At 71.3% G+C, this 16997-nt stretch carries 12 protein-coding genes; 9 read left to right on the top strand and 3 right to left on the bottom strand.

Features of this window, described 5'->3' with window-relative positions; all coding sequences use genetic code 11:
• Positions 1–21: 21 nt before the first annotated feature.
• From BJ964_RS36565 to BJ964_RS36555, 3 genes are all read left to right on the top strand, one after another.
• Positions 22–1023, top strand: coding sequence for a LacI family DNA-binding transcriptional regulator (locus BJ964_RS36565; RefSeq protein ID WP_188124916.1), 1002 nt, complete (start codon positions 22–24; stop codon positions 1021–1023).
• Positions 1024–1281: 258 nt separating this feature from the next.
• Positions 1282–4152, top strand: a complete 2871-nt coding sequence (locus tag BJ964_RS36560; RefSeq protein WP_203832680.1) for a CBM35 domain-containing protein — start codon at positions 1282–1284, stop codon at positions 4150–4152.
• A 625-nt stretch (positions 4153–4777) separates the two neighbouring features.
• Complete coding sequence (locus BJ964_RS36555) at positions 4778–5797, top strand: substrate-binding domain-containing protein (RefSeq protein WP_268248012.1); 1020 nt, start codon at positions 4778–4780, stop codon at positions 5795–5797.
• A gap of 65 nt (positions 5798–5862) precedes the next feature.
• Here BJ964_RS36555 and BJ964_RS36550 read toward each other — a convergent pair whose 3' ends face one another.
• On the bottom strand, positions 5863–7050 hold the full coding sequence (locus BJ964_RS36550; RefSeq protein WP_316254213.1) for an MFS transporter: 1188 nt from the start codon (positions 7048–7050) through the stop codon (positions 5863–5865).
• Positions 7051–7138: 88 nt separating this feature from the next.
• On the opposite strand from BJ964_RS36550, the gene BJ964_RS36545 reads away from it, so the two are divergent.
• Entirely contained in the window at positions 7139–8113 is a 975-nt protein-coding gene (locus BJ964_RS36545; RefSeq protein WP_188124914.1) for an ArsR/SmtB family transcription factor, read from the top strand.
• Positions 8114–8135: 22 nt separating this feature from the next.
• On the opposite strand, the gene BJ964_RS36540 is transcribed toward BJ964_RS36545, so the two are convergent.
• Both BJ964_RS36540 and BJ964_RS36535 read right to left on the bottom strand, forming a co-directional pair.
• Entirely contained in the window at positions 8136–9242 is a 1107-nt protein-coding gene (locus BJ964_RS36540) for a substrate-binding domain-containing protein (protein WP_188124913.1), read from the bottom strand.
• Positions 9239–11134: a heparinase II/III domain-containing protein gene (locus BJ964_RS36535; protein ID WP_203832681.1), complete on the bottom strand. Its 1896-nt coding sequence runs from the start codon at positions 11132–11134 to the stop codon at positions 9239–9241. Before BJ964_RS36535 ends, BJ964_RS36540 begins: the two co-directional genes overlap by 4 nt.
• A gap of 240 nt (positions 11135–11374) precedes the next feature.
• Between BJ964_RS36535 and BJ964_RS36530 the strand changes: the two genes are divergently transcribed.
• The 5 genes from BJ964_RS36530 to BJ964_RS36510 are packed head-to-tail and all read left to right on the top strand — an operon-like array spanning position 11375 to position 16995.
• On the top strand, positions 11375–13216 hold the full coding sequence (locus BJ964_RS36530) for a DUF2264 domain-containing protein (protein ID WP_229806654.1): 1842 nt from the start codon (positions 11375–11377) through the stop codon (positions 13214–13216).
• A gap of 3 nt (positions 13217–13219) precedes the next feature.
• Positions 13220–14509: an extracellular solute-binding protein gene (locus BJ964_RS36525; protein ID WP_188124911.1), complete on the top strand. Its 1290-nt coding sequence runs from the start codon at positions 13220–13222 to the stop codon at positions 14507–14509.
• A gap of 58 nt (positions 14510–14567) precedes the next feature.
• Positions 14568–15473 carry a carbohydrate ABC transporter permease gene (locus tag BJ964_RS36520; RefSeq protein WP_188124910.1) on the top strand — a complete coding sequence of 302 codons (906 nt, stop codon included), beginning with the start codon at positions 14568–14570 and terminating at the stop codon, positions 15471–15473.
• Positions 15473–16357, top strand: a complete 885-nt coding sequence (locus tag BJ964_RS36515; RefSeq protein WP_188124909.1) for a carbohydrate ABC transporter permease — start codon at positions 15473–15475, stop codon at positions 16355–16357. The genes BJ964_RS36520 and BJ964_RS36515 overlap by 1 nt, the downstream gene beginning before the upstream one ends.
• On the top strand, positions 16354–16995 hold the full coding sequence (locus BJ964_RS36510) for a ferredoxin-NADPH reductase (RefSeq protein WP_188124908.1): 642 nt from the start codon (positions 16354–16356) through the stop codon (positions 16993–16995). Before BJ964_RS36515 ends, BJ964_RS36510 begins: the two co-directional genes overlap by 4 nt.
• Positions 16996–16997: the final 2 nt, after the last annotated feature.

The raw sequence follows: 16997 nt of genomic DNA, 5'->3' as shown, positions 1-16997 counted from the left end.
ACTCTCGCTACGCTCCAGCCCATGACACGCAAGATCGCAGAGGTCGCCTCGAAGGTCGGGGTCAGCGAGGCCACCGTCAGCCGGGTGCTCAACAGCAAGCCCGGTGTCGCGGCCGCCACCCGTCAGGCCGTGCTGACCGCCCTCGATGTGCTCGGCTACGAGCGGCCCACCAAGCTGCGCGGTGTCCGTGCCCGGCTGGTCGGCCTGGTGCTGCCGGAACTGCAGAACCCGATCTTCCCGGCGCTGGCCGAGGCGGTCGGCGGCGCCCTCGTGCAGCTCGGCTTCACTCCGGTCATCTGCACCCGTACGGTCGGCGGGCTGACCGAGGCCGAGTACGCCACGATGCTCATCGACCAGCAGGTGTCCGGTGTCGTCTTCTGCGGCGGGCTCACCGAACCCGAGCACGAGCAACTGCTGAGCCGGGGAGTACCGGTGGTGATGCTGAACGCCGCCAAGGCGTACCCGGGGTTCCCGCGGGTGTCCACCGACGACGTCGCCGCAGTGCAGATGGCCTACCGGCACCTGACCTCGCTCGGGCACCGCCGGATCGGGCTGCTGGTCGGGCCCGAGGGCCACGAGCCGTCGCATCGCAAGGTGTCGGCGATGCGCGATCTCACCGCCCGCTCCGACGGTGCGGTCACCGGGCTGATCTCGCACGCGATGTTCTCCTTCGAGGGCGGACACGCGGCCGCCGCCGACCTGATCGAGGCCGGCGCCACCGGGCTGATCTGCGGCAGTGACGTGCTCGCGCTCGGCGCCACCCGCGCCGCGCGCCGGGTCGGCAAGCGCGTCCCGGAGGACGTGTCGGTGGTCGGTTTCGACGACTCGGCGTTCATGAACTACGCCGATCCGCCGCTGACCACGCTGCGCCAGCCGATCGAGTCGATGGCCCGGGCCGCGGTCACGCTGCTGGTCAACCAGATCGGCGGCCGGACCACCACGACCGCTCCCAAGGAGCTGCTGCACGAGCCGGAACTGGTCGTCCGAGGGTCGACCGGGCCGACCTTCGAAACAACTCTCTGACACGCCGGGAACGAATCGGAAACGACGAAAGATTCGAGCGGTCCACGGCGGCGAGTTTCCACCGGCCGGGGCCTGACTGGCCTCTCTGTGGGGCGTTTGCTCAGCTCAGCAAGCACGTCAGATTCTTGTCGACTTTTCGACAACGATTCCGCAGCCGAATTTCTCAAGATTTCCGTCTTATTGCAGCTCCTTGCGGCGAGGGCTACTGTCCCGCCCCACATCCTCTCCTCTCCGGGACACGTCCACCTTGGAGTCCTCATGCGGAAAAGACCGATAGCCGCCGCCGTGGCGGCCCTCACCATGACCGCCGCCGTGATCACCGCCGTGTCGGGCGGCCCCGCCTCCGCCGCCACCATCGTCTACCAGGCCGAGAACGGCACCCTCACCGGCGGCGCCGTAAAGGCGGCCGACCACTCCGGATATACCGGCACCGGCTTCGTCGGCGGATACACCGACGGCAACCGGGGCAACGCCCGCACCGCTCTCGCCGTCACCGCGGCGACCACCGGGCAGCACAATCTCACGCTGCGTTACGCCAACGGGACCGGGTCGGTCAAGACCCTGTCGCTGTACGTCAACGGCGCCCGCACCCAGCAGGTCCCGCTGCCCGCCACCGCCAACTGGGACAGCTGGACCACCACCGGCACCACGGCCGCGCTGACCGCCGGCGCCAACACGGTCGCCTACGCCTTCGACTCGGCCGACTCCGGCAACGTCAACCTCGACGAGCTGGCTGTCTCCCCGGTCACCGCCGCACCGGCCGGGCAGCTCGAGGCCGAGAACGCCACCCTCACCGGCGGCGCCCGGGTCGAGACCGATCATCCCGGCTACACCGGCACCGGCTTCGCGGGCGGTTTCACCGACGCCGCAAAGGGCAACGCCGCCGCCACGTTTGCGGTGAACTCGGGGTCGACCGGGACCGCTCCGCTCACGCTGCGCTACGCCAACGGGACCGGGACGGTCAAGACCCTCTCGCTGTACGTCAACGGCGCCCGCACCCAGCAGCTCTCGTTGGCCGCCACCGCGAACTGGGACACCTGGGCCACCCAGACCGCCACTGCGGTGCTCAGCCCCGGGACGAACACCGTGGCGATCCGGTTCGACGCGGCCGACTCCGGCAACGTCAACCTCGATCACCTGATCGTCGGGACGACGACGACCACCCCGCCGCCGGCCGGTGACGGTGTGATCGCCGAGGCCGAGACGGCTTTCCACTCGTCGGGGCCGTCGGTCAGCACCGCCATCGGCGGCTACTCCGGAAGCGGCCACCTCACCGGCTTCACGGCCACCGGGGCGCGGGTCGTCTTCACCGCGAACCTGCCGGCCGCCGGTACCCGGACCACGACACTGCGGTACAGCAACGCGAGCGGCTCCGCTCGTACCCTCTCGGTCCATGTCAACGGGGTGAAGAGCGGTCAGGTGAGCCTGCCGGCCGCCACCGGCTGGACGACCGTGGCCACCGGCCTCGCGCTGCGGGCCGGGCTCAACACGATCAGCTACCAGCGTGACGCCGCCGACAACGGTGACGTGGCGATCGACCGGATCACCGTGGCCGGTGCGGAGGCCCTGGCCGAGCGCGGCGCGACCCTGCCCTGGACCTCGTTCGAGGCGGAGAGCGCCACCACCAACGGCACCGTGCTCGCCGCCGACCGCACCTACAGGACGATCGCCTCGGAGTCGTCCGGGCGGCGTGCCGTGCAGCTCACCGGCACCGGCCAGTACGTCCAGTTCACCCTCACCAAACCGGCTGACGCGCTGACCGTCCGCTATTCGATTCCGGACAACGCGGCGGGCACCGGGATCGACGCGTCGCTGTCGCTGTACGCCAACGGCACGCACCTGCGCGACCTCGGGCTGACCTCGCGGTACTCGTGGGTTTACGGGGACTATCCGTTCGGCAACAACCCGGCGAACGGCAACGCCCACCGGTTCTACGACGAGAGCCGCACCCTGATCGGTGACTGGCCGGCCGGCACCGTCCTCAAGTTGCAGAAGGACGCCGGGGACAGCGCATCGTCGTACACCATCGACGTCGTTGATCTCGAGCAGGCCGTCGCCGGAACCATGCCCGCCGGGTTCGTGTCGTTCGCCGGCGGTGACCTGAACAGCGCCATCAGCTCGGCGAAGGCGGCCGGAACGGGCTTGTGGATCCCCGCCGGCACCTACCCGATCTCGTCGCGGATCAACGTGCAGGGCGTCACCATCCGCGGCGCCGGACCGTGGCACACGACCCTCAAGGGCGTCGACGGCAAGGGCGGCTTCTTCGCCACCGGCAGTGACGTGCGGATCTCCGACCTGGCGATCACCGGCGACGCCACCTACCGCGACGACAGCGGCGACGACGCCGCCTTCGAAGGCAACTTCGGTACCGGCTCGCTGCTGCAGAACGTGCTCGTCCACCACTCGAAGGTCGGCCTGTGGGCGGACAACGGCACCGACGGGCTCTACGTCGTCGGCGCCCGCATCCGCGACACCTACGCCGACGGCGTCAACCTGCACGGCGACGTCCGCAACACCCGCATCGACCAGTCCAGCATCCGTAACACCGGCGACGACGCGCTGGCCATGTGGTCCGACGGGTCGGCGGTCACCAACTCGGCGTTCACCTTCAACACGGTGCAGTTGCCGATGCTCGCCAACACGGCCGCGATCTACGGCGGCAACGGCAACCGGATCACCGACAACCTGCTGTCCGACACGGTCACCGCGTCGGCCGGCATCACGGTCAGCACCCGGTTCAACCCGGTGCCGCTGTCCGGGACCACGGTCGTCGCGCGGAACACCCTCACCCGTACCGGCGGCTTCGAACCCAACTGGGGCAGCCGGCTCGGCGCACTGTGGATCTACGCCGACACCGCGGACATCACCGCCCCGCTCCAGGTCAGCGACACTGTCATCCGCGACAGCACCTACCAGGGTGTGCTGCTGAGCTGGGGCCGCACCATCAGCGGCGTCACCTTCGACCGGGTCACCATCGAGAACACCGGCACCTACGGCATCGCCGTCGACAACGTCTCCGGCAACGCCACCTTCAGCAACACCAGCGTCACCGGCGCCGCGTCCGGTGGCCTCAGCAACACGAGCAGCACCTTCACCGTCATCCGCGGAGCCGGGAACACTGGCTTCTGAGCACCGTCCCTGAGGCCCGGTGAGCAATCGCCGGGCCTCAGAGGGACCCTTTGCCAGGCCTGGGTCACCACCGGTTACATCCTGGCCTCGACCGTGGCCACCCCGATCTGGCCGGGCGGGCGGCGCCGAAAACGGCGAGGCTGCGGTCCCCACGCGGCGGACAGATGTCTTTCGGCTCGGCGGCGGTTCAGCAGCGGCCCCTCAGCAGCGGCCCCGCTGCAGCCAGCAAGTGAAGGCCTCCTGCTGGTCCACCCGTAGGTGGATGTGATCGTGCGGGAAGGCGTCGAATGACGGGTCCGGGCGTATGAGGGCGGACTTGGCTACCTCGCTGCTGAAGGCTCGAGTCAGCCTATTCCCGATGGAGCCGGCCGCAAACCGGGCGGTGCCGGCCTACCGGTGGCGCCGCTGATCCCGGTGTCCGCGAGCCGGGCCGCTGCGACTCCGGCGAGACCAAGCGGGTGGCATCAACAGCAGCGCCGCCATGACCGCGGCGAACAATCTCATCCGACTCTCTGATCGATGCGTAAGAATGTGCGTAACGTCTTCGTAAACGGTCGGAAACGGTGAGGCCATGGTGCGATCCCGCTCGGTCGGAAACGCAACCAATCGAACAACGCTGTTCTCGGTGCAGCGGCACGAGCATCTGCTCACCGAACTGCGGCGCAGCGGCGCCGTACGGGTCAGTGATCTGGCCCGTGACCTGGGCGTCAGTGAGCTGACCATCCGCCGGGACATCGCCGCCCTGGCCGCACGCAACCTGGTCCACCGGGTGCACGGCGGCGCCACGCTGCCCGCCGCGACCCGCCCGCTGCCGCCGCGGGCCACCCGCCCGGCCACGTTCACGATCGGCATGGTGGTGCCGTCGCTCGACTTCTACTGGCCGCCGATCGTCGCCGGCGCCCGCGCGGCCGGCGCGGCGCTCGGCGTCAACGTGCAGCTGCGCGGCTCCAGCTACGACCCGGAGGAGGACCGGCGGCAGATCGCCCGGCTCGTCGACGCCGGCCAGGTGCAGGGCCTGCTGCTCGCGCCCTGCCTGGACGGTGAGGACGCCGACCGGATGATCGGCTGGATCACCCGCCTGCCGGTCCCGACCATCCTCGTCGAACGCCAGCCGAGACGATGGACCGCCGCTCCGCGGCAGGTCGAATGGGTGCGCAGCGATCACTCTCTCGGGTTGGAGATCGCCGTCAATCACCTGTACGACCAGGGCCACCGCCGGATCGGGCTGGTCCTGTCCGGAGGCAGCCCCACGTCGGCCTACCTGCTGCGCGGCTGGCACCGGGCCTGCGCCGACCTGGGCATCCCCGACGACGCGGTGAACCCCCGTCACACGGTCGGCTTGGGCCTGACCGCGCTGATCGTGCACAGTGACCCGCAGGCGATCGCGGTCGCCCAGGCCTGCGCCGAACAGGGCATCCGGGTCCCCGACGACCTGGCCATCGTCTCGTACGACGACGAGGTGGCCCACCTCGCCTCCCCGCCGCTGACGGCGATCCGCCCGTCGAAGAACCACGTCGGCCGAACCGCCGTGGAACTGATGGTCTCCCGCCTCATCGACGGCGACCGCCGCCCGGTCCAGGGCGTCCTGGTAGCCCCCGAACTGGTGGTCCGGCAGTCCTCCCTCGCCCGCCGGGTCCGGGCCTGACCCCTCACCGCCGGCGTGGGCTGACCGTCGTCCGTCCGCTCGTCGTGGGTCGCGGCGCCTGCCGCTCACCGGCGGCGTGGGCTGACCGTCCTCCGTGCGCTCGGCGTGGGTCGCGGCGCCTGCCCCCGAGCGCTCAGCGCCCGGGTTCCGGCGCCGGCGGCCAGGAACACGCCGCCGAGCAGGAGCCACCCGGGTAGCCCGAGCCCGATGGCCGTCGACGTGACGAGGACCGGCGCCACGGCCCGGCCGATGCCCACACCGGCCTGACTGACGCCCTGGTAGGCGCCGGAGTCGGCCGGGTCGGCCCACTCGAAGGCCAGTTCCCATCCGCCGGTCTCGGAGACGATCTCGCCCAGACTGTGTGCCACGACCGCCGCCACCAGCAGCGCGACGGCGAACCCGGCGCCGCTGGGGTATCCGGCGGCCGCGTAGCAGAGGCAGGCCGCCAGCAGCAGGACCGTACCGCGGAAGACCGCCCGGCCGGCCGACGGCACGTCGCCGACCAGCCGGGTCGACCAGACCTGGAGGACCGAGACGAGGCCGGTGTTCAGCAACAACAGCAACGCGACGGTCACGTCCGGTGCGGCGGTGCGGCCGGTCACCCACAGCGGCATCCCGACGGTGAGCAGCAGGAACTGGATACTCACCACGGCGTGCAGCGCGGTCGCGGTCAGATACCGGCGATCCTTCAGCGGTGACCGGCCGCCCCGCGCCGGCCGGTCACCGCCGCCCCCGCTGAGAGCGGGCAGGGCCCGCAACGGCACCAGAGCGACAAGCGTGAGTACGGCGGCCGCCAGCACCGCCGTCACATAGGCGGACCGGCTGCCCACCGCCAGCGCCACGGCGGCGAACCCGGATCCGGCCGCGATGGACACGTTGTCCACGACCCGTAGCCAGGCCCGCACGCCGACCCGGTCCGGACCGGTGAACGCCCGGGCCAGCAGTGCGACGTGCGCGGTCCGCTGCACGCTCTCGGCACCGACCGCCAGGCAGGCGACCAGCACGAACATGGCGGCGCCGCGGGTCAGGCAGTACGCCGCGAGCGCCCCGCCCTGCGCCGCGGCCGCGACGAGCAGCACCCGCCGCGGCCCGAACCGGTCGCAGAGCGGCCCGGCCGCGAACGCCGTCACCACACCCCCGGCCCCGGCGACGGTGAGGCCCGTTCCGACGGTCGCCGGGCTGATCCCGACCGCCGTCGTGAAGAACAGCGCGCTGACGCTGAACATCACCCCCTTGGCCGTCGAGGTGGCCACGGTGGCCAAGGTCAGGACTTGTTTCACAGGCACGGCAAGAGTTCACCCGGTCCGGCCGGAGGAAACGATTGATGTAGCGTTCTGCTTCATGCCGGTGCGATACCAGCTGGTCGGTCCCGACCTGGCGAGCGTCCGGTTCGCCGTCTCACCCCTCAACGAGCTGGTCCTGTCGCTGCGCAGCTGGCGCGATCCGGGCCGTTTCCCGATCCACCTGCCGTGGATCCGCCGCATGCGGCAGGCCCGCGACGCACTCGACACCGAGATGCTGCTGGCCCTCATCGACGAACGGCTGTGGACCCCGGACTTCCTGACCCCGCGGCCACGCTCACCGCTGACCCGCATCGAGGACGAACTCGCCACCGTCGCGGCCACCCCGGCCGACGTCGTCGACCGGGACCTGCGGCTGCTCCACGGTGCCGGCGAGCGCCTCCCGCCACCGTTACGCGCCCCGGGCGCGCTCACCCGGATGGTCACCGCACTGGCCGGCTACTGGGACCTGTGTTTCGCCGCCCACTGGCCCCGGATGCGGGCCCTGCTGGAGGGCGACGTCACCTACCGCGGCCGGGAGATCGCCCAGCACGGCCTGGCCACGATGTTCGCGGGCCTGTCCGACCGGGTCGCCATGACCGGCGACACCGTGGAGGTACGGCTGCACTCCAACGTCCACTACACCCGCCCGACCCTGGGCGGCCTGACCCTGGTCCCGACGATGTGGACCCCCGCGGTGGCGGCCCCGATCTCCCCCGGCGAGCCACCGATGATCATCTACCTGGCCCGGGGCAGTGGCACCCTGTGGCAGCCCGAACCCCTGCCCGCCCCGGGAGCCCTGGCCGCCCTGCTCGGCGTCCACCGGGCCGGCCTGCTCGCCCGCCTCGGCACACCCGCGTCCTCCACCGAACTCGCGACCCGCCTGGGCGTCACCACCACCGCGGTGAACCAGCACCTACGCGCTCTCCGCGCCGGCGGCCTCCTGGTCAGTGCCCGTCACGGCCGTTCGGTCCTGTACCGCCGCTCCGACCTGGGCGACCGCCTCCTGGCCGGGTCGGTGCATCCGGATCGCTGACCCGCCCACTGGCCGGCCGCGGTCACTTGGCCGGTGGCCGGCGCAGGGTGGCGACCGAATCGCGCACCTGCAGCGATGGGCTGATCATGACGCGGTGGACCGGGCGGCGCGGGTCGGCGAGCCGATCGGCGGCCAGCCGGACGGCGGCCACGCCGATCGACCCCCTGGGTGGTCGCACGGCGGTCAGGGCCGGGCTGAACAGACCGGCCACCTCGTCGTCGTACGCGATCACGGACAGGTCGCCGGGCACGGAGAGGTGCCGCTCCTCGCACCGCTCGACCAGGGCGATCGCCTCGGCGTCGGCGTGCACCAGCAGCGCGGTCGTGCCGGTCTCCAGACACCGGTCGATCACCCGGTCCAGGGCGGCCCGGCAGTCGGGGGACTGGGCGTCCGGGACCAGCATGTCGACCGTGCCGGTCACGTCGAGGCCGCAGTCGTCGGCCGCCTCCAGCCAGCCGCGGCGCACGTGCGGGCGGGTGGGGCTCGGCTGGGCCAGGACCACGCCCACCTTCTCGTGGCCGAGGCCGGTCAGGTGCCGGACCGCCATGCCGGCGCCCTGCGCGTGATCGGTGACGACCGACTCGAGGAAGGCGTGGTGCGGCCCGGCGTGGGCGGTGCGTTCCAGCAGGACGACCGGAAGACCGGTGCCGGCCAGCCACTCGATGGTGAGCCGGGCGGTCGGCACGTCCATCCGCGGGGCCACGATCAGCGCGTCGACACCCTGGTCGACCAGCCGGTTGAGCTGGGGGCGGTCGTCCTCCGTCTGGTACGACGAACCGCGCAGCACGATCCTCAGGTCCAGCTCGCGGGCCGCACTCTCGGCGCCGCGGGCCACGTGCGGCCAGTAGTAGTCGAGCGACGGCACGAGCATGCCGACGCTGCCGCCGGTCGGCCCGTCCAGCTCCGGGTCTCGCAGGTCGTCGGCGGTGGGCAGGGCGACACCACCGTGCACCCGCCGGACCAGGCCCTCCGAGGCGAGCTGGGCGATGTCGCGGCGGATCGTCACGGTGGACGCGCCGAGCGCGTCGGTGAGGTCGGAGACGCGCAGCACGCCGTCGCGCTGCAACTGCTCCAGCAGCCGCGCTCGCCGGGCCACCTGCAACGGCCCGCGTTTGTCAGAAGTGCTCACCGCGTCTCCTTGACGGTCAGTTCGAGGGTACCGACGGGGCCGAGCGCGGTGACGTCGATGTCCAGGCGTGTCAGCCGGTCGCCCCACACGTCGGACAGCATCGGGTCGTCCAGCTCCCGCACGACGATGGTGCACGGTAGACCGGGCGATGATCCTCCGCGACGCACGCCCGGATCAAACGGCCCCGTGTCCGCATTCGCCGGGCTGGCGTCCGCTCTTGCCGGTCCCGTGTGCGTGTGCGCCGGGACGGCGTCCGCGTTCGGCGGCTTCGCGCCGGGATCGCCGGCCTCGACGGCTGCCCAGGTGATGACCACGCCGCCGGCCTCGGCACGGCTTTCCGACACGGTCACGTCTCCGGCCACCACCAGGTGGATCACGGTGGGATCGGCGGGGCCGGGCGCCAGGTCCCAGGAGTCCCGGATGGTGACCGTGCCGGTCGCGCGGTCCAGCCGGGCGGCCCGGATCCAGGAACGGATGTCGTCGCGGGGGTAGGCGGCCGCGAGGTCCATGGTCAGCGCCGCATCGCCGGCGACCACGGCCCGCGCCGCGAACGCACGGCCCGCCGCCTGTTCCGTACCCCGGATGGTGGGTGTGTTGTGCCAGGTGGATCGCATGGTCCAGATCTCGTAGCGGTGCGGCCCGAACGTCTGCGCCGTGTAGGTGGGCCGCCCCGGGTCGACCAGCACCGGCGCCCCGTCGCGGGCCACGATGAAGCTGCCGACGTCGTTGTGGTTGTGGTTCTCGTCGTTGTGGCCGCCCTTGACGGCGAGGGTGAGCCCGGTGGAGCCGCCCGCCCCGGACCGCGCGAGCAGCACCTGCGTGGACGGGAACCAGACGTCGCGGGGCAGCGGCGACCCGCCGGGCCGGACCGCCGCCCAGTCGCGGTCGGTGAGCGCCAGCAGTAGATAGCCGAGACCCGGGCTCTCGTGGGCGACCGGCTCGCCGGGGCGGCGGTGCGCGGCGGCGTGCGCCTCGGCCTCCTTGTCGCCGTGGAGCCGGGCCAGCCGGTGCAGGACGTGCCACGGCTGCTCGTACGACGGGCGGGCCGGACCGTCGGCATGGTTGACATACCACGGCCCGCCCAGGTGGACCCGGTGCGGGAAGGCGACGACGCCGGGTTTCGCCGTGGTGGCGCCGAGCATCTCGAGGGCCTCCAGGTAACGACAGGCGCCGTACCACCAGTAGTGGACGCCCTCGTCGATGGCGCCGTCGGCGGGCAGGGCCGCGCCGAACCGGTCGAGGCCCTCGGTGATCAGGCCGATCAGCCGCTGCCGGCGGGCCGGGTCGTCGACCAGGGCGAGCGTGGCGATCAGGACGTTGCTGTGGATCCACGGGTTCCAGTTGTGCACGCGACCGTCGAGGCCCAGCCAGTGCCAGTCGCGCCGCTCGGTGAACGGGGTCAGCACACGGCGGTCCACCTCGTGCCGGATCCGGGCGCGCAGGCCCGGCACGTGCCCGTCGAGGTGCCCGCCCAGCACATGGTCGATCCACGCCAGGTCGGCGGCCACCTCCCCGGCGCCGAGATCGACGCACGGATCGGTCACGACCGGGAGGACCGAGCCGTGCCGTGCGTGCATGTCGTCATGGCCCGGCCAGCACCAGGTGCTCTGCTCACAGAACAGGACGACGCCGTCGGTGACCTCGTCCAGCCACACCGGTTCGAGCGTGACGGCGGCCAGGGCGGTGGCCCGGGCCAGTCGCTCGTGCCGCGCCCAGACGGCCTGCTCGTAGGTGTCGCGGTCGCCGTCGCGATGGAACCGGGCGAAGTCGTGGGCCAGGGGAGTGGGCCACGGCGTGCCGAGACTGGCCCGGGCGCGCTCGGTGAGCGCCTGGAGGGTGGCCGCGTCCACCGTCGTCCAGGCGTCGCGATCGTCGGCTGACGGAACGCGCATCTGACCTCCCCTGTGATCGAATGCGATCGTATCAGATCACTTCGGCGGTCCCGCCGCGCCCGTTCTCGCGCCCCCTGTGGACGACGAGCGTCGCCGTCTTGCGGATAAGGGCAGGTCAGGGTCATGTCCGATCACTTTTGGCGATCGGTGAGCGAAGAACTCATTGACATGCTCGTTTATGAGCGTTTTACTTCCCGGAAACCGATCACAGGTTCCGTCCGACCGACTTCGGAGCGTGACGTGCCACCCTCGACCGCTGCCCTCGACACCCGTTCCGACTGGACCGGGTTCGCCGACCGCCTCCTCGCCGCCGCCTCCCGGCACGCCTCGCCGCGGAACGCGCTGATCACCCTGCCCGGAGCCGAGGGCGGATACGGTCGCGCGATCGACGGCCTGGAGGGTTTCGCCCGCACCTTCCTGCTGGCCGGGTTCCGCCTGGCCGGGGAGAACGGCCGCGGGCTCGGCGACCTGGCCGAGCGCTACGCCGAGGGCCTGGCCGCCGGGACCGATCCGGCGTCACCGGTCACCGAGCGATGGGCCCGCCTGGACGAACACGGGCAGGCCAAGGTGGAGGCCGCCTCGATCGCCCTGATCCTCGACATGACCCGCCCCTGGATCTGGGACCGGCTGGACAGCGCCGTCCAGGAGCGGATCGTCGACTACCTGTCACCCGCGGTCGGCGACGGCACCTATCCACGCATCAACTGGGTCTGGTTCCGCCTGGTCGTCCAGACGTTCCTGCGGTCGGTCGGCGGGCCGCACTCGACGGCCGAGATGGAGGAGGACCTCGCCACCCACGACACGTTCCGGCGCGCCGACGGCTGGCTGTCCGACGGCTCGTCGCGGGCGTTCGACCACTACACCGGCTGGGCGCTGCACCTCTACCCGGTGCTGTGGTCGCGGATGGCCGGCGTCGACGGCCCCCGCCCGCAGGACGTGGCCCGTCTCGACCGGTTCCTCACCGACGCGCTGGCCCTGACCGGCGGCGACGGCTCCCCACTGCTCCAGGGCCGCAGCCTGATCTACCGGTTCGCGGCCGCCGCCCCGTTCTGGGCCGGAGTCCTGGCCGGGGTGCCGTCCCACGCCCCCGGGCGGCTGCGGCACGCCGCCGGCCGCGTCGTCGGGCACTTCACCGGCGACGGCGACCTGCTCACCCTCGGCTGGCACCGGCCGTGGCCCCGGCTCGCCCAGTCCTACTCCGGCCCCGGCTCGCCCTACTGGGCGAGCAAAGGCCTGCTCGGCATCGCCCTCCCGGCCGACCATCCGGTGTGGGCCGCGCCCGCGGAACCGCTGCCGATCGACACCGGCGACGTCCTGCACGCCGCCCGCGCCCCGGGCTGGCTGATCGCCGGCACCCGCGCCGACGGCATCGTCCGCGTCGTCAACCACGGCACCGACCACGGTGAGCCGGGCGTGCCCGGCGGCGACTCACCGCTGTACGCCCGGCTCGGCTACTCGACGGCGACCGCCCCGGTGCTCGACGAGAGCGGCTGGACCGACCCGGAGGACCAGTCGGTCGTCCTGGCCGACCCGGCCGGCCGCCGGTCGCACCGCACCGGGATGCGCACGCTCGGCGTACGGATCGAAGAGGGTCTGGGGGTTGCCGGGTCGGTGGCCGAGGCGCACTGGCTGGACCAGGACCCGCCCGGCCGTGACCACGGCGGCGGCCGCCCCGGCAAGCTGCGCCGGGCCGGCCGGATCACGACGTTCTCCCTGGTCCGTGGGCCGTGGGAGATCCGGCTCGTCCGCGTGGACGACGCGGAGCCCGCGGCCGTGCGGCTGCGGATCGGCGGCTGGCCGGTCACCGGCGGCACCCTGATCTCCCGGCTCACCCCACTGACCGGCGACGACGCGATCGCCGGCATCAGCGAGCACCACGACGCCGGGCCGCTCGGTGACCCGGTCCGGGTGCCGTGGCTCGACCTCCCGGTCCCCGGACCGGGCACCTGGATCGCCGTCCTGGTCGAGCTCAGCGGCGAGCGGCACGAGACCACCTGCCGCGTCGAGATCCACGGAAAACAGGTGCGGGCCGTCTGGCCCGACGCCGTCCTCACACACACCCGTATCGACATAGAGGAGTAGGAATTGAAGCGCTCCCTCGCCGCCCTCACTGCGCTCCTGCTGGCCCTCTCCGCCTCCGCGTGCAGCGGAGACGACGCCGAGGAGTCCGGCCCGGTCACCCTCACCCTGGCCGGGTGGAGCCTGGCCACGACACCGGAGTTCAAGACACTCGCCGACGGCTTCCGCGCCGCCCACCCGGACATCGCGGTCGAGCTCAAGGAGTACGACGCCGCCAACTACGACACGCAGATGATCGCGGACCTGGCCGCCGGCAAGGCGCCCGACATCTACGTGCAGAAGAACCTGAAGAACTTCTACACCTACCAGAACGGCAAGCAGCTGCTGGACGTGTCCGACGTGGCCGGCAAGCTCGGCTCCGGCGTCGGCGGGCTCAGTTCCTACCAGGTCGACGGCAAGACGTGGGCCATCCCGTACCGGCAGGACTCGTGGGTGCTGTTCTACAACAAGGCGCTGTTCGACAAGGCCGGCGTCAAGCACCCCGACGGCTCCTGGACGTGGGACGACTACGCGACCGTGGCCAAGGAACTCACCACCAAGCTGAAGGCGGCCGGCGACAAGGCGCTCGGCACCTACCAGCACACCTGGCAGTCCACCTCGCAGGGCTTCGCGCTGGGCCAGACCGCCGGAGCCGACCTGCAGAGCGGCGACTTCGGGTTCCTCAAGCCCTACTACGAGAAGGCCCTCGACCTCCAGGCCGCCGGAGCGCAGGTCAGCTTCGGCGACGCCACCACCAACAGCCTCACCTACCAGGCCCAGTTCGGTAAGCAGTCGGCCGCCATGATGCCGATGGGCACCTGGTACATCGCCACCCTGCTCAGCCAGCAGGCCAAGGGCGACGCCGACACCTTCGCGTGGGGCATCGCCCCGGCCCCGCAGGCCACGAAGTCGACCACCGGCACGGCGGCCACCCCGGTCACCTTCGCCGACCCGACCGGCCTCGGCATCAACCCGAAGATCAGCGAAAGCAAGATCGAGGCGGCCAAGAGCTTCCTGGCCTACGCGGCGTCGGCCGACGCGGCCAAGGCGCTCGCCGGCATCGGCGTCACCCCCGCCGACACCGCCACCGCCGCGGACACCATCTTCACGCTCAAGGGCGCGCCCACCGACGACCTGTCGAAGTTCACCTTCACCACCCACGACACCAAGCCGGAGAACCCGGTCTCCAAATACACGGCGCCGCTGCAGAACATCCTCAAGGACCTGCACACCGCCGTGCTGTCCGGCAGCAAGCCGATCGACGCGGCCATCACCGAGGCACAGGACCGGGCCAAGAACGAGGTCCTGAGCAAGTGATCCTCCCGTGGGCCCGGCACGCGTGCCGGGCCCACGGTCCGACTACGGGAGCCGACACATGACGACGATCGCCGATACCCGCCGCCGGCGCGGCCGGGTCGTCGCGCGCAACACCGCGGTGGGCTGGTCCTTCCTGCTGCCGAACTTCGCCGGCTTCGTGATCCTCACGATGGTGCCGGTGGGCCTGCTGTTCTACTACGCGTTCACCGAATGGGACGTGTTCGGCGGCGCCACCTGGACCGGGCTGGAGAACTTCCGGCAGCTGGCCCGGGACGCCAGCTTCTGGACGGCGCTGCGCAACACCCTCTACTACGCGGCCTTCCACATCCCGCTCACCCTCGGCGTCTCCCTCGGGCTGGCGCTGCTGCTCAACCGCAAACTGCGCGGGGTGGCCTTCTTCCGGACCGTCGCGTTCTTCCCCTACATTACCTCGATCGTGGCCATCGCCCAGATCTGGAACATGCTGTTCAGCCCCGGGTTCGGGCCGGTCAACGAGGTGCTGCGGTGGATCGGAGTGGACAATCCGCCCGGCTGGACCACCTCGGCGGACGCTTCGATGCCGGCCGTCATCGTGGTCGGCACCTGGCGGTACATGGGCTACTACATGCTGCTCTTCCTCGCCGGATTGCAGACGATCCCGGCCCAGCTGTACGAGGCGGCGCTCGTCGACGGCGCGAGCGCCTGGCAGCGGTTCCGCGCGGTCACCCTGCCCGGGCTGCGGCACACCACCTTCTTCATCACCGTGCTGCTCACCATCGAGAGCTTCAAGGTCCTCGACCTGATCCTGGTGATGACCGACGGCGGCCCCGGCCAGTCCACCCTGGTGCTGTCGCAGTACATCTTCCAGAAGGGCTTCGAGGAGAACCAGTTCGGCTACGCGTCCGCGGTCTCGGTCGTGCTGTTCGCCATCTGCTTCGTGGTGACGGTCGTCCAGTTCGTCGTCAACAAACGCCGGAGCGCCTGATGACCACCCTGCTGCAAACCCCACCGCCCCGGGTCGCCGGCGACGAGCTCCAGCCGGTCCGGCGGCTGTCCGGAGGCCGGCGGGTCCTCGGCTACCTCACCCTCGGCGTGGCCGCCGTCCTGGTGCTGCTGCCGTTCTACTGGATGGTCATGTCGTCGTTGAAGAGCAACAACGACGTCTTCACCGTCCCGGTCCAGTGGATCGCCACCGACCCGGTGTGGAGCAACTACCTCGACATCTGGTCCAAGTCCGACATGACGACGTGGCTGGGCAACACCGTCCTGCTGTCCGCGGTGGTCACCCTGCTCCAGGTGTTCACCGGCAGCTTCGCGGCGTACGGCTTCGCCAAGGTCCGTTTCCCCGGCCGCGACGTGCTGTTCCTCGCCTACATCGGCACCCTCGCCGTGCCCTGGCAGTCGTACATGGTTCCGCAGTTCGTGATGATGTCGAAACTCCAGCTCACCGACACCCTGTGGGCGATCGTGGCCCTCCAGGCGTTCGGCGCGCTCGGCGTGTTCCTGATGAAACAGTTCTACGAGACCGTCCCGGACGAGCTGATCGACGCGGCCCGCATCGACGGCATGAGCGAGTACGGCATCTACCGCCGGATCATGCTGCCGCTCTCGGTTCCCGCGCTGGCCAGCCTCACCCTCATCACGCTCGTCACCACCTGGAACGACTACCTCGGGCCGCTGCTCTACCTGCGCAGCCCCGACCTGTGGACGATCCAGCTCGGCCTCAAGTCGTTCATCAACCAGTACAACGCCGAGTACGCGCTCATCATGACGGGCTCGGTGCTGTCCGTCCTGCCGATCCTGGTGATCTTCCTGGCCGGGCAGCGCTACTTCGTCGAGGGCATCGCGACCACAGGGCTGAAAGGATGACCGCCGCCCGGATCCTGCGCGGCGCCCACCTCGCCCTGACGACGAACCTGCTGCTCGCGGTGGCCTGCTCGCCGCTGCTCACGGTGCTGCTGACCAGCGACCCCGGACGGACGTGGCCGCTGCTGGTGCTGTTCGCGCCACTCGGCGGCCCCGCGCTGGTAGCCACGTTCACCGTGCTCAGGGCGTACCCCGATGGTGTGGTCCTGGGGTTCTGGCGGGCCTGGCGCGGCTCGGCTCGGCGCGCGCTGACCGCCGGAGGTGTCGCCACGGCCGCGCTGCTGGTCCTCGGCGTGGACGCCCGCTGGGCCTGGGAAAGGCCGATCGGCGCGGTCGTGCTGCCGCTGATCGCCGTCGCCATGACGCTGATCGCCGTCACCACCCTGCTCGTGCTGGTCGTCCTCGCCGAACGACCAGCCGTCCGGCTGCGCGACGCCGCCCGCGCCGGCGTCTACCTCGCGGTGCGCCGCTGGTATCTGAGCCTGTTCTCCCTCGCCGTGCTGGCGGTGTTCGAGGCGCTGCTGGCCGCCCGCCCGGCGCTCGCCATCGGTATCGCCGCCAGCCCGCTGCTGTACGTGGTCTGGGCCAACAGCCGATACACGCTGGCCCCGGCCCTGACCACCGCAGCCCCGACCGCATGAAC

Origin of the sequence: Actinoplanes lobatus (assembly GCF_014205215.1) — a bacterium.
Taxonomy (GTDB): domain Bacteria; phylum Actinomycetota; class Actinomycetes; order Mycobacteriales; family Micromonosporaceae; genus Actinoplanes; species Actinoplanes lobatus.
The sequence above is the reverse complement of the archived record's forward strand: the minus strand, read 5'-3'. Positions and strand labels throughout refer to the sequence as shown.

Coding starts and splice junctions, on each gene's coding strand:
- BJ964_RS36565 (WP_188124916.1), top strand. CDS start 22: ATGACACGCAAGATCGCAGAGGTCGCCTCGAAGGTCGGGGTCAGCGAG.
- BJ964_RS36560 (WP_203832680.1), top strand. CDS start 1,282: ATGCGGAAAAGACCGATAGCCGCCGCCGTGGCGGCCCTCACCATGACC.
- BJ964_RS36545 (WP_188124914.1), top strand. CDS start 7,139: ATGCCGGTGCGATACCAGCTGGTCGGTCCCGACCTGGCGAGCGTCCGG.
- BJ964_RS36535 (WP_203832681.1), bottom strand. CDS start 11,134: ATGCGCGTTCCGTCAGCCGACGATCGCGACGCCTGGACGACGGTGGAC.
- BJ964_RS36520 (WP_188124910.1), top strand. CDS start 14,568: ATGACGACGATCGCCGATACCCGCCGCCGGCGCGGCCGGGTCGTCGCG.
- BJ964_RS36515 (WP_188124909.1), top strand. CDS start 15,473: ATGACCACCCTGCTGCAAACCCCACCGCCCCGGGTCGCCGGCGACGAG.
- BJ964_RS36510 (WP_188124908.1), top strand. CDS start 16,354: ATGACCGCCGCCCGGATCCTGCGCGGCGCCCACCTCGCCCTGACGACG.